The 12,729-nt window shown below is 59.7% G+C and carries 12 protein-coding genes; 11 read left to right on the top strand and 1 reads right to left on the bottom strand.

The features are described from left to right. The 8 genes from PHU01S_RS25965 to PHU01S_RS22240 form a co-directional block, all read left to right on the top strand. Positions 1–495, top strand: a 495-nt coding sequence (locus tag PHU01S_RS25965; RefSeq protein WP_164763159.1) for a hypothetical protein, incomplete at its 5' end; no start/stop codon positions are given. A 174-nt stretch (positions 496–669) separates the two neighbouring features. Then, the gene (locus PHU01S_RS22210; protein ID WP_232312868.1) at positions 670–1,665 is read left to right on the top strand and encodes a Gfo/Idh/MocA family protein; all 996 of its coding nucleotides are present in this window, start codon (positions 670–672) and stop codon (positions 1,663–1,665) included. Between the two features lie 18 nt (positions 1,666–1,683). After that, positions 1,684–2,166: a hypothetical protein gene (locus PHU01S_RS22215; protein WP_021878268.1), complete on the top strand. Its 483-nt coding sequence runs from the start codon at positions 1,684–1,686 to the stop codon at positions 2,164–2,166. A gap of 596 nt (positions 2,167–2,762) precedes the next feature. Next, a complete protein-coding gene (locus tag PHU01S_RS22220) occupies positions 2,763–3,752 on the top strand; it encodes an ABC transporter ATP-binding protein (RefSeq protein ID WP_048745131.1) in 990 nt (329 codons plus the stop codon). Beyond that, positions 3,749–4,747, top strand: coding sequence for an ABC transporter ATP-binding protein (locus PHU01S_RS22225; protein ID WP_048745132.1), 999 nt, complete (start codon positions 3,749–3,751; stop codon positions 4,745–4,747). Before PHU01S_RS22220 ends, PHU01S_RS22225 begins: the two co-directional genes overlap by 4 nt. Before the next feature lie 69 nt (positions 4,748–4,816). After that, a complete protein-coding gene (locus PHU01S_RS22230) occupies positions 4,817–6,493 on the top strand; it encodes an ABC transporter substrate-binding protein (RefSeq protein ID WP_048745133.1) in 1,677 nt (558 codons plus the stop codon). Between the two features lie 91 nt (positions 6,494–6,584). Then, positions 6,585–7,589, top strand: coding sequence for an ABC transporter permease (locus PHU01S_RS22235; RefSeq protein ID WP_127510022.1), 1,005 nt, complete (start codon positions 6,585–6,587; stop codon positions 7,587–7,589). Between the two features lie 11 nt (positions 7,590–7,600). Continuing rightward, entirely contained in the window at positions 7,601–8,494 is an 894-nt protein-coding gene (locus PHU01S_RS22240) for an ABC transporter permease (RefSeq protein WP_049869112.1), read from the top strand. A gap of 86 nt (positions 8,495–8,580) precedes the next feature. Here PHU01S_RS22240 and PHU01S_RS22245 read toward each other — a convergent pair whose 3' ends face one another. Then, positions 8,581–9,513: a catalase family peroxidase gene (locus tag PHU01S_RS22245; protein ID WP_048745134.1), complete on the bottom strand. Its 933-nt coding sequence runs from the start codon at positions 9,511–9,513 to the stop codon at positions 8,581–8,583. Positions 9,514–9,627: 114 nt separating this feature from the next. Between PHU01S_RS22245 and PHU01S_RS22250 the strand changes: the two genes are divergently transcribed. The 3 genes from PHU01S_RS22250 (at position 9,628) to PHU01S_RS22260 (ending at position 12,691) form a co-directional block, all read left to right on the top strand. Continuing rightward, positions 9,628–10,200, top strand: coding sequence for a putative glycolipid-binding domain-containing protein (locus tag PHU01S_RS22250; RefSeq protein ID WP_127510024.1), 573 nt, complete (start codon positions 9,628–9,630; stop codon positions 10,198–10,200). Positions 10,201–10,431: 231 nt separating this feature from the next. Further along, complete coding sequence (locus tag PHU01S_RS22255) at positions 10,432–11,478, top strand: ROK family protein (protein ID WP_048745136.1); 1,047 nt, start codon at positions 10,432–10,434, stop codon at positions 11,476–11,478. A 4-nt stretch (positions 11,479–11,482) separates the two neighbouring features. Continuing rightward, positions 11,483–12,691 (top strand): MFS transporter, encoded by a 1,209-nt coding sequence (locus tag PHU01S_RS22260; RefSeq protein ID WP_049869115.1) that lies wholly within the window; start codon positions 11,483–11,485, stop codon positions 12,689–12,691. Positions 12,692–12,729: the final 38 nt, after the last annotated feature.

Raw genomic sequence — 12,729 nt, forward strand, 5'->3', positions numbered from 1 at the left:
CTCGGCGAGAGCCGCAAGCCGCAGCAGCAAGCGAAAAGTCGTTCCTCGCAGGCGGCAAATCCGGCTTCGCACAGGAGCGCGGCTGCTGCCTGGTGTTCGATTGCCGCCCTATCCTGCGTCCTGCTGCTTGTACTGGGCAGCGCTATTCCCGTGGGCCAATACGGCAGGCAGGCAGCCGCTGCGGCCAGCTACGATTCGGACAACGATCTGCAGGAAGCGCAAATCGTCGTCAGCGCGGCGGGAATCACTCCCGAGCGGGTGGATTTCAAGCGGGGGGCGATGATCAAGGCGATCGTTGTCGTGAAGGCCGACGCGGGGAGCGGACTCACGCTCGATGCAGGCAGCCTCGGCGCCGGAATCGCCCTGAGCAAAGGGGAGAACGTCATCGTTCTCAACAATCCCCAGCCCGGAAGCTATTCCTTGACCGTCAAGGGCGGGCGCTTCGGCGATAAAGGCGTCGGCGCCCTGTTCCGGATCGCCGATGAAAAAAACTGAGCGAACCGGTATCCGCTGCTGCGGATGCCGGTTTTTTTGCGGTTTTGAAGAGCGCGGAAGCCGTCTGGCGCATGCCGTGGCGCTGCGGATGCATTTGGCCTGCCGTGGAGGACTATAGTTGCGGATGTCGAACAAACCGTATGAAGAGCTGAACAAGAGAGAGGATGAGGCCGAGTGAGTGAAGGAGCACCGAGCACGATTCGTTGGGGCATCATGGGACCGGGCGGCATGTCGGGAGGTTTCGTACGGGATTTGGCGCATGCGCCCGGTGCCGTCGTAACGGCGGTGGCGGGCCGGGATCCGGAGAAGACGAAGTCTTTCGCGGAGAAACACGGCATCCTCCGCACGCATGGAAGCGCAGCTGGACTGGCCGCCGATCCGGAAGTCGACATCGTCTACATCGGAACGATTCATCCCGTGCACAAGGAGAATGTGCTGGAATGCCTGGCGGGCGGCAAGCATGTGCTGTGCGAGAAGCCGTTCACGATGGATGCGGACGAAGCGAGGGAGATCGAGGCTGCGGCGGCAGGCAAAGGGCTTTTCGTCATGGAGGCCATGTGGACCCGCTTCCTGCCTCCGATCGCCGCCGTCCGGAAGTGGCTGGCCGACGGCGCTGTCGGAGAGATCAAGCTGCTCAAGGCCGAATTCGGATTCGACGCGGGCTGGAACCCGGAGGGCAGGCTGTTGAACAAGCAGCTTGGCGGAGGCGCGCTGCTGGATGCCGGCATATACCCGGTTTCTTTTGCTTCCTTCGTTTTCGGAGTGCAGCCCTCGCGGATTCAAAGCACGGTCGAGATCGGGGAAACGGGCGTAGACGAGCGATTCTCGCTCCTGTTCGATTACGAGGGAGGAGCGGCCGCTTCCCTGCATGCGTCTATCCGTCTTGGCATGAACAACGATGCCTGGATATATGGTACGAAGGGCCGTATCCATATTCCGGGATTTCTGTGGACCCGCCGAGCGGAGCTCCATATCGACGGGCAGGAGCCTGTGATCGCCGAGGACAACCGGGATTTTTCCGGACATGCTTATCAGGCGATTGAAGCGATGGATTGCATCCGCAGCAGCCGGACAGCCAGCGATATCATGCCCCTGAATGAAACCGTGGAGATCATGGGGACGCTGGACGCGATTCGTGCCCAATGGGGGCTGGAGCATGGCAGCTTTTAAACGTAGTGAGCAATCGGGATGAATGCCGTGATCGGCGCGGTCCTCCGCAAGCTTCTTTCCGCATATGCAGCCGCGCTGCTTGCAGCTTCGCTGAGTCTATTCGTTCCGGTTTACGGAGCCGATGCGGCAGGGGTATTCGAGCTGGCAGAATGGGTCTTCCTGTTCATTCTATATGGAGGTGCGGTCCTGGCTGTCTGCGGCACGCTGGTCTCCTTTCTCCTGGAGTGGTCTTGCAGGAAATGGCTACCCGGAAGAAAGGCTCCCTATATCCTTCTCCATGCGGCATGCGGTGCAGGACTCGGCATGATGCTTCAGCCAGCCTCCGGCGGCGCGGCATGGATGGCGGGGCTGCTCGGCTGCCTCGCCGGAGCGCTGTTGGCCGGTATGGACCTGCTTCTGGACCATTGGCAGGCAAGTCCGGGCAAGCTGGCGGCTGCGCTCGCTTCACCGGTCCTGACCCTCGTTGTCGCGTTTTGGCTAAGCGCGCAAATGTTGAATTAGAACTTGGCCTATATTCATCCAGGCAGAGTTTGGCGTGCGATGGAGCGGGCCGCCTTGGCGGAAAGCCTCATTCTCCTGCATTGGGATGTCAGAGCGGGGGCCTGCGGCGGCCAACGGAGCGCATCCGGCCAGTCTCGGGATTGGATGGAAAAAAAACAGTGAAAAGAAAATTCTTCTTCAACATGCATAACGATTTCTGCATTTATTTATTCCTCGGAACATCCAATTCTCTGGAAAATCCGTCCTCACTCACCTGAATTTGAAGTTAGATAAAGTACCACCAATAGCCTGTAAATGGAAGGGGATTCTGCCTAACGGCGGAGTCCTCTGTTTGACAACGTTTCCATTTGAATTTTTATGTGAGAAAATTTATTTTTAATTCGTATTTACGAACCGCTCATCTCTGTATTACAATCTGTGTTAACTAAGTTTGCATTTAATTATTGGAATTGCCAGAACAATCGGTGTTTATTTTCGATGGATTTTAAATCAAGCATTCAGCCGTAAACAGGAAATTAGTGGATGTTTGCTTTTGAATAATGATACATTAATGCATTAAAGCGAGAAATGAAATGAACGTAAAGGAGACCGGGCGCATGGGTTCGACGCTGCTGGAGATTAGGGATTTACGCACTCATTTCGTAACGGACCAAGGCGAGATTCCCGCGGTCGACGGCATGGATCTGGTTATACATCAAGGCGAAATCGTAGGCGTAGTCGGCGAATCGGGCTGCGGCAAAAGCGTCACTTCCCTGTCGGTCATGAGGCTGATTCCGCAGCCGCCCGGCAAATACGCCGGCGGATCGATCCTGTTCAAGGGCGAGGACCTCGTCCAGGCCAAGGAGAAGCGGATGAAGCAGATCCGCGGCGATGAAATTTCGATGATCTTCCAGGAGCCGATGACATCGCTGAACCCGCTGCTTACGATCGGGGATCAGATCGTCGAGACGCTGAGGGCCCACCGCAGCATGAGCCGCAAGGAGGCGTCCTCGCAAGCGCTGGAAATGCTGAAGAAGGTCGGCATCTCCAGGGCGGAGACGATTCTCAGGGGCTACCCGCATCAGCTCTCCGGCGGCATGCGGCAGCGGGTGATGATCGCGATCGCCCTCTGCTGCGAGCCGGAGCTGCTGATCGCCGACGAGCCGACGACGGCGCTCGACGTGACGATCCAGGCGCAGATTCTGGATCTCATGAAGAAGCTCAACGAGGAGACCGGGACGGCGATCATGATGATCACGCATGACCTCGGCGTCGTCGCGGAGGTGTGCCACAGGGTTGTCGTCATGTATGCCGGCAAGGTTGTGGAGGAAGGAACCGTCCGCGAAATCTTCGAGAAGCCGCGGCATCCCTACACGCAGGGGCTGATCCGCTCCATTCCGAAGATCGAGGAGGATGTGAAGCGGCTCTACTCGATCCCCGGCAACGTGCCGAAGCCCGGCTCGGTCAAGGAAGGCTGCCGGTTCGCCGCGCGCTGCGAGCACGTCATGGACAAGTGCCTGCATTCGCTTCCGGAGCTCGTGCCGACGACGAGCCCGGGCCATCGTTCCCGCTGCTGGCTGAATACGATCGAGGAGGTGGCGAATTGAGCCCGACCCAGGTTCAGGAGGACAGCCTGCTGGAGGTTCGTTCTCTCAAGACGTATTTCCCGATCCGCAAAGGCTTGTTCCAGCGCGAGGTCGGGCAGGTGAAGGCCGTCGACGATGTCAGCTTCCAGGTGAGGAAGGGCGAATCGTTCGGCATTGTCGGCGAAAGCGGCTGCGGCAAGTCGACGACGGGCCGCTCGCTTCTGAGGCTTATCGAGCCTACCGGCGGCGAGGTCATGTTCGACGGCCATAAAGTGACGGAATTTTCCGATAGCCGCATGAGAGAGATCCGCAGGGACATGGGGATGATTTTCCAGGATCCGTTCGCCTCTCTCAATCCCCGCCACAAGGTTCGCAAGATTCTCGAGGAGCCGCTGATCGTGCACGGCATCGGCAGCGCCGAGGAGCGGCGCAGCCGGGTGGAGCGGGTGATGGAGACGGTTGGCCTCAGCTCCTGGCAGCTGGACCGGTTCCCTCATCAGTTCTCGGGCGGACAGCGGCAGCGGATCGCAATCGCGCGGGCGCTCATGCTGCAGCCGAAGCTGATCGTTGCGGACGAGCCGGTATCGGCGCTGGACGTGTCGATCCAGTCGCAGATTCTCAACCTGATGCAGGATCTCAAGGATGAGTTCGGACTGACCTATGTGTTCATCGCCCATGATCTCAGCGTCGTGAAGCATTTCTGCGACCGGGTGGCGGTCATGTATCTGGGGCGGATCGTGGAGCTGGCGGACAAGCATTCCCTTTACCGGGAGCCCAAGCATCCTTATACGCAGGCGCTGCTGTCCGCCGTGCCCAAGCCGGATCCGAACGCGGCCAGCGAGAGGATCATCCTGCAGGGCGAGATTCCGAGTCCGGCCAACGTCCCGCAGGGCTGCGTCTTCAGCACCCGCTGTCCGCAGGTGATGGACATCTGCAGGCAGCAGAAGCCGGTGCTCCAGCCGACTTCGGAAGGCCATATGACGGCTTGTCATCTGTACGGCTCCGCGGAGGCGTAACGGATTTCAACGATAGATTCACCATCAAGACGGATTCGGGAAACGAAGAGAGATTCAGAGGAGGAGACAATTTTGAACAAATGGTATAAACCCGGAGCTGCGCTCGTGCTGGCATCCGTTCTCACCCTGACAGGCTGCAGCGGCAGCGACAATGCCGGCAATTCCCCGGGAAGCTCCCCGGCCAGCAGCTCCAGCAGCCCCGCTCCGAGCGGCACCCCGGCGGATTCCTCCGCCACCTCGCAGGATACGCTGATCACCGCCCGCGGCGGCGATTCCGCCGCTCTCGACGCGTCCATCGTCACGGACGGCGAATCCCTCAAGGTCACGCAGCAGATTTTCGAGGGCCTGCTCGACTACAAGCCGGGCACGACCGAAATTCAGCCCAAACTGGCCGAAAGCTATGAAGTCAGTCCGGACGGCCTGACGTACACGTTCAAGCTGAGGCAAGGCGTCAAGTTCTCGGACGGCACGGACTTCAACGCCGACGCGGTCGTCTTCAACTTCACCCGCTGGAGCGATCCGAAGAGCGAGTTCAAATTCGAAGGCGATTCCTTCGACTACTACGACTCCATGTTCGGGCCGGACGGCTCCCGCGTCATCAAGGAAGTGACGGCTGTCGACCCCGGCACGGTCAAGTTCGTCCTGAACCAGCCCCAGGCGCCATTCCTCCAGAACATCGCCATGCCGCCGTTCGGAATCGGTTCTCCGACGGCGATCAAGGAAAAGAAGGACAAGTTCAAGTCGGAGCCGGTCGGCACGGGGCCGTTCGTCTTCAAGGAATGGAAGCGCAACGACTCCATCACCGTGGAGAAGAACCCGACCTACTGGCAGCAAGGCCTGCCTAAGCTGAACAAAGTCGTCTTCAAGGTCATTCCGGACAACTCCGCCCGCTTCACGGCGCTGCAAAACGGAGAGATCGACCTGATGGAAGGCGTCAACCCGGATGATCTCAAGACGCTTGAAGGAAATGCCGACCTTCAGAAGATCGTGCGCGCATCCTTCAACATCGGGTATCTCGGCTTCAACATCAAGAAGAAGCCGTTCGACAACCCGAAAGTCCGCGTCGCCCTGAACTACGCCGTCAACAAGGAAGCCATCATCCAGGCGTTCTACGGCGGACTGGCGGAGCCGGCGGTCAATCCGATGCCGCCTTCCACGCTGGGCTACAACAAGGACGTTCAAGACTACCCTTACGACCTTGAAAAAGCGAAGCAATTGCTTGCCGAGGCGGGCTATCCGAGCGGACTGCCTGAAGAGATGACGTTCTACGCGATGCCTGTCGCGCGTCCTTACATGCCGGACGGCAAAAAGGTCGCCGAGGCGATCCAGGCCGACTTCGCCAAGATCGGCGTGAAGACGAAGATCGAGTCCCCGGAATGGGCGACTTACCTCGACGATGTCAAAAAAGGCGAGAAGGACGATCTGTTCATGCTCGGCTGGACGGGCGACAACGGCGACCCGGACAACTTCCTCTTCACGCTGCTGCATAAGGACGCCATCGGCAGCAACAACTACAGCTTCTACTCCAATGACGAAGTCAACAAGCTTCTGAGCGAAGGCCAGTCGGAGACCGACAGCGCCAAGCGCGAGGAGCTGTACAAGCAGGCGCAGGTGCTGATCAAGCAGGATGCCCCGTGGATTCCGCTCGTCCACTCCACGCCGCTGCTGGCCGGATCGGCCAAGCTGGCGGGCTACACGCCTTCGCCGACGGGGTCCGAGCCGTACACCGAGATCTACTTCAAGTAACCATCGTCGCTTCAATCGCAGATCAAGCAGACGGCAGGCCGGCCTGCCGTCTCTTCTATTGAGACGCCTATTGGCTTAAGGGGAGACATTGATGCTGAACTACACGATTCGACGTCTGCTCATGCTGATTCCGGTTCTGCTGGGAATGACGATCATCGTCTTTTCCATCATCCACGCGATTCCCGGAGATCCCGCGGAGGTCATTCTCGGCGAGAAGGCGAGCAATTCGTCCAAGGAAGCCCTGCGCAAGGAGCTCAAGCTTGACCAGCCTCTTCTCGTGCAATACGGGGACTATTTGAAAAAGCTCGCCGCCGGCGATCTGGGCACGTCGATCCGCACCCGCGAGCCGATATCCGCCGAAATCACGCCTTATCTGGCGGCCACTCTGGAGCTGACTCTGGTGGCGATGGCCTTTGCCGTGTTCTTCGGGGTGAACGCCGGCATTCTCAGCGCCTGGAAGCAGAACTCCTGGTTCGATTATCTCAGCATGCTGATCGCTCTCATCGGGGTGTCGATGCCGATCTTCTGGCTCGGCCTCATGGAGCAGTGGCTGTTCGCGCTGGAGCTCAAGTGGCTGCCGTCGATCGGCAGGATGAACGCGCGCGATCCGGTGGAATCGGTCACCAACCTGTATCTGATCGACTCGCTGCTCTCGGGCAGGGCGGATCAGTTCTGGACGGTCGTCAAACATCTCATCCTGCCGGGCATCGCGCTCGGGACGATCCCGATGGCGATCATTGCCCGGATGACGCGCTCCAGCATGCTGGAGGTGCTGCGGTCCGACTATATCCGCACCGCCAAGGCCAAGGGCTTGTCACAGATGTTCATCATCTACAAGCATGCCCTGCGCAACGCCTTCATCCCGGTGCTGACGGTCATCGGCCTGCAGTTCGGTCTGCTGCTCGGGGGAGCCGTCCTGACCGAGACGATCTTCGCCTGGCCGGGCGTCGGACGTTATATCTTCGACGCGATCGCCTCCCGGGATTATCCGGTCATCCAGTCCGGCATCCTGATCATCGCTTTCATCTTCGTGCTCATCAATCTTCTGGTCGATTTGCTGTACGCGGCGGTTGATCCGAGAATCAACTTCAAGTAGGAGGAAAGCCCATGTCACAACCGGCAATCAAGCTTGCGCCGCCGCCCCCGGCCAAGACCGAGGTTTCCTCCTCCTGGAGGGACGGCTGGCGCAGCTTCCGCAAAAACAGGCTGGCCATGGTCGGTCTCGGCATCATCGTCTTCTTCGTACTGATTGCCGTGCTGGCGCCGTTCATCGCTCCCTACGACTACAAGGAGCAAGAGCTGGTCAACCGGCTGCACAAGCCGGGAGGAGAGCACTGGTTCGGCACCGACGACCTGGGCCGCGACATCTTTTCCCGAATCATCTACGGAACCCGGATTTCCCTCTGGGTAGGCATCAGCTCCGTTGTCGGCTCCATCGTCGCAGGCACGATGCTCGGCATCGTGGCCGGCTATTACGGCCGCTGGCTCGATGCGCTCATCTCCCGCTTCTTCGACATTCTGCTTGCGTTCCCCGGCATTCTGCTGGCGATCGCCATCGTGGCCGCTCTCGGGCCTTCGCTGCAGAATGCGCTGCTCGCCATCGCCATCGTGAACGTGCCGGTGTTCGGCCGGCTCGTCCGAGCCAGGGTGCTCAGCCTTCGCGAGGAGGAATACATCATGGCCGCCCGGGCGATCGGCATGAAAAATTCCCGCATTCTGTGGCAGCATATTCTTCCCAACTGCCTGGGCCCGATCATCGTGCAAGGCACGCTCGGCATCGCGACGGCGATCATCGAGGCGGCAGCGCTCGGATTTCTCGGCATGGGCGCGCAGCCCCCGGAGCCGGAATGGGGCAAGATGCTGTCCGATTCCCGGCAGTTCATCCAGAACGCGCCGTGGACGGTCATTTTCCCGGGCTTGTCGATCATGCTGACGGTGCTCGGCTTCAATCTGATCGGGGACGGCCTGCGCGATGTGCTGGATCCGAGGATGAAAAGCTGATTGAGGACAGACTGAAGCACCGGCCGGAGGCCGGTGCTTTTTTTGCCGTTAAGCAGCTTATATGGAGTTCGGTGTCCGTCTGAACGTCAGAGCCCCTGCGAGCGCCGCTCGAAGCTGACCGCGTAGGCGTCCTTGCGGAAGCGCAAAATCGGATCCTCGCTGACTTCGATGCCTTCCCCGGTCACAGTCGGATCCATGAGCAGCCCTTCCGGTTCCTCGACGATGCGGGTCACGAGAAGCTGGCCGGCATCGATGGCTTCCCGGTCCCTCGGCCATTCCGTGGTCGGATCGTCGACGGGATCCCATTCCTCTCCCCGAACGATGCGCAGCGTGAAGCCGACAGGAGATGCCTCCAGCCGCCCGGCCAATTCCTTTTCCAGGTAATCATGCCCGGCAAAAGGCGCCTTCACAAGCGCGAGATGGTCTTCTCCCGCATCGGGAATCCATTCATATTTGACCGGGCGCCGCTTGCCCGCCTTATCGACGAAATAAAACGCATGAATGGAATAATACGGGCGGCTGGCGAAGCTGGCCGGCGGCTTCAGGGCGGAGATGGAGGCGAGGGCGCTCTTCGCATGGGGGAACCGGCCGATTAGATCGGTGAAAATCTCCTTGACGGAGATGCCGCCGCGCTTCGCCTCCTGGAAAGCCTGCATCATCTCCAGGAAGGATTCGGGCGTCCGGGCGAAGAAGACAGGAGTCGTAGCGGCGACGATGACCGGCCTCGCTCCGTCCGGCAGAAGGAACTGGACCGCAAGTCCCTTCGCTGGAGAGAGCAGGTCGCGGTTGTCGGGATCGGGATTCGTATTGGAGAAGCGCATGATGGCGCGCGTCTCCTCTTGCTGCAGATGGGGAGCCGTCGTCCATTCCGAGACGGCTCCGCTGGGACGGAATACGGCCTCGCAGCAGATGCCCTTGGCATGAGCGCGCCTGTAGCCGGGATGAGTGCCGGAGATTTGCTCGATGGCGTTGACAGCTTGCTCGGGAAGCCTGCTTCCCGGTTCTTTTTGAGTCGACATGAATTCATTCTCCTTCCACGAACCGGCGATAGCCTGTATGGATCGTACATGTATTTACCTCATCTTTGCCCGAATCCAATCTCGTTCATTCTCTAGCTAAGGAGGACATTCTCCATGACCATGAAATCAAATCTCCATCTTCTGCTCCAATCCCGGCTGTGGAAACGGCTGGATGAGCCATTTTTAGAGCACTGCCGCCTCTTCCGCGTCCAAGAAGGCCGCCTTCTGGCAGGAAGCATCGTCGGAAGGCTCGGCTCCGAGCCTGTCAGCTGCACCTACCTGATCAGGACCTGCCCGGATTGGCTTACGCGGGAAGTGTCGGTCGAATTGGCCTATGGCGGCGAGGAGGCCCTTCTTCATCTGGAGGCGGACGGGCGGGGAAACTGGACGATGGACGGCCGGGAGCTGCCCGAGTTGCAAGGCTGCCTGGACATCGATATCGAGCTGACTCCCGCTACGAACACGCTGCCGATCCGCAGGCTCGGACTGCGCAAGGGACAAGAGGCGGAGACGACTGCGGCATGGGTACGCTTTCCTTCACTCGCGGTTCAGCCTCTGAAGCAGTCTTATCGCTGTCTGGAGGAGGAATCCCGCTATCGCTACCGCAGCGCATCCTTCGAGGCCGAGCTGGATGTCGGCGGGGAAGGAATGATCCATCGGTATGGCGATCTATGGGTTTCGCTATAGGAAGAGGCGCTTGCAGCACGCTGGATGTGGACCGAATAGCTAAGAGCGAAGGAGGCATAGACCGGATGACCGTGAAGGGGACAGCCATGCGGTGCGGCTGTCCTTCTATGGATGGCAGCCGCCTTTACCAACGGAAGAAGGAGAAATAGGTTGCCTAACCGCTGATTCTCTGGTAGGATCGAACCAACTTAGTAAACGTGTTTAAAAAGTTAGGAAAGGGAGGGACGATCGATGAGCGAGCCTCGGACGGATCCCAGTGAAATCCGCAGGACCATAACCGCAGCGATTCGATCCAGCCTGATCGCCAAGGGGCACGCGACCAAGGCCGAGCTGAGCCGCAGCCTGTCCCTCAGCTTTCCCACCATCAGCAAGTTCGTATCGCTCATGGAGAAGGAAGGAGAGCTCCGGTCCATAGGCCTGGACGATTCGAGCGGCGGCCGGCGGGCGGGCAGGTATGCGTACAATCCCGATTTCATGCTCGGCCTGGCGGTCTATCTCGAGAAGGAAGAGACCCGCTACTCCGTCTTCGACTGTATGGGAGAGGCCAGGGAGGAAGGAATCGCCCCGAGCGTGCTCACCGAGGGCATCGGAGCGCTGCAGCTGCAGGTGGAGGAGCTGATGGCGAAATATCCGAGAATGCGCTCGCTGGCCATCGGCGTTCCGGGATCGGTGAAGAATGGGAAGATCGGTTATATTCCGGGTTACGGCCGCTACGAGGGCTTGGAGCTGAAAGCCTACTTCGAGGAGAGGCTTCAGATTCCGGTCCGGGTCGAAAATGACATGAACGCCGCGGTGCTCGGTTTTGCCGCCAAGGCGGACGAAGCCGAATCGGCCTCGCTCGTGTATCTTTATTTCGGCAACAATGGACCGGGGGCGGGCATCATGGCGAACGGCACCATTCTGCGCGGGAACACCTCCTTCTCAGGCGAAATCTCCTTTGTCCCCATGGACGGACAGCGGAATTTCGGGCAGGCTTTGCAGGAGCGCGGATTTCTGGACGGGAGGACGCTGGATGAGGTCCATGTCGATGCGGTCGCCCGGCTGGTGGCTGCATTCACGGTCATCCTCAACCCGAAGCGGATCGTATTTTGCGACTCCGAGGCCGACGAGGCGCTGCTGGAGCGGATCGGCCAGAGGAGCCGCAGCTATGTTCCCCTGGAGCATCTGCCCGAGCTTGTCCACAGCCACTGGCCTTCCGACTATTTGGGCGGACTGAAGACCCTTTCCCTTGAAGCAATGATTTCTCAGGATCTATTTTCGTCAAGAACGGAAGGGTGAAACGATGGCAGCTTTCTTTTTGATCATCATCTACTTGGCCTTCATCAGTCTGGGCTTGCCCGATTCGATGCTCGGAGCGGCATGGCCGGCCCTGCACCGGGATATCGGAGCGCCGGTCTCCATGGCCGGGCTGATCTTCATGACGGTCACCGCCGGCACAATCGTATCCAGCCTGGCTACCGGAATCCTTCTTAAGCGCTTCGGCACCGGCAAGGTGACCTTGTTCAGCTGCCTCGTCACGGCGGCAGCCTTGCTCGGCTTTTCCTATGCTCCGGCGACGGCCTGGCTGTTCGTTTTTGCCGTTCCGCTCGGGCTTGGAGCCGGCTGCGTCGATGCCGGGCTGAACAGCTATGTCGCGGAGCATTACAAAGCCCGGCATATGAGCTGGCTGCACTGCTTCTGGGGCGTCGGAGCTACGCTTGGGCCAGTCATCATGGCCCATTCCATCCTGGAGCGGTCGTGGAGGAACGGCTATCTCAACGTCTCGCTGATCCAGTTCGGACTCGTTCTCATCCTGCTGCTGACGCTGCCGCTGTGGGCCAAAGTCGCGCGATTGAGCCGGACGGACCAAGCGGGCGGTTCCGAGGCAACGGAGGAGAATGACCGGGCAGGAGGCGCCATTCCCTTCAAAATCAAGGGCGTCAAGCTGGCCTTGCTCTCGTTCCTGTTTTATTCCGGCGTTGAAGCCACGCTCGGCCTTTGGGGCAGCACCTATTTGTCGGAATCCAAAGGCGTGTCCGCGACGGATGCCGCCAAATGGATCTCCTTCTACTACGGGGGCATTACCGCAGGCAGGTTCCTGGCCGGCTTCGTCACCTTCAAGCTGAGCAACCGCGCGATGATCCGCGGCGGGCAACTGCTGGCCGTGACGGGAATCGTCCTCATGCTCCTGCCTTTGCCGACCGTATTCTCGCTGATCGGGTTCGTCGTCGTGGGACTCGGGCTCGCGCCTATATTCCCCTGCATGCTGCATGAGACGCCGGTGCGCTTCGGCAAAGGTCCGTCCCAATCGATCATGGGCTTCCAGATGGCCGCCGCTTATACGGGAAGCACGCTGCTGCCGCCGCTGTTCGGCTTCATCGCCTCCCGGTCGGCCAGCGGCATCCTGCCGCTGTACCTTCTGGTCCTGGCGGCCGGACTGCTGCTGTTCTCCGAGCGGATCAACGCCTTCATGAAAAGAAGGCGAGGAGCCTCTGCAGCCGTCGCGAAGTGAGCGGATATCTCCTTGAATAGAGGAGGACGCTTGGAGGC

This window comes from Paenibacillus humicus NBRC 102415 (assembly GCF_004000905.1).
GTDB lineage: Bacteria > Bacillota > Bacilli > Paenibacillales > Paenibacillaceae > Paenibacillus_O > Paenibacillus_O humicus.